General features: G+C 45.1%; 1 protein-coding gene. It reads right to left on the reverse strand.

Annotation, left to right across the window (positions count from 1 at the left end; all coding sequences use genetic code 11):
- On the reverse strand, positions 1-259 hold a 259-nt coding region (locus ACWA1B_RS22595), incomplete at its 3' end, for a DUF11 domain-containing protein (RefSeq protein ID WP_456910849.1).
- Between the last annotated feature and the right edge of the window lie 18 nt (positions 260-277).

Here is a 277-nt window from a genome sequence, read left to right on the forward strand (position 1 = left end):
CTGTGTTTATGTAATTTCCGGTGGCATTTACTATTGCGTTAATCTGTAGGGTTTCAGACTCGCTGCTTTCGAGTATATCCAATGTCCAAAGTCCGGTTGTGCTGTCATAAGTTCCGCTTGTTGCATTAAAACTGCTGAAAGTGTAGCCAGCTGGCAGCAAATCGGTCACCTGAACCTGTGCAGCATCCTGCGGACCGCTGTTTGTTGCAATAATAGTAAAAGTTACTGTTGAGCCCGCTAAAGGAGTTGTGCTGCTCACGGTTTTAGTCAATGATAG

The organism is Flavobacterium xizangense, assembly GCF_054075145.1.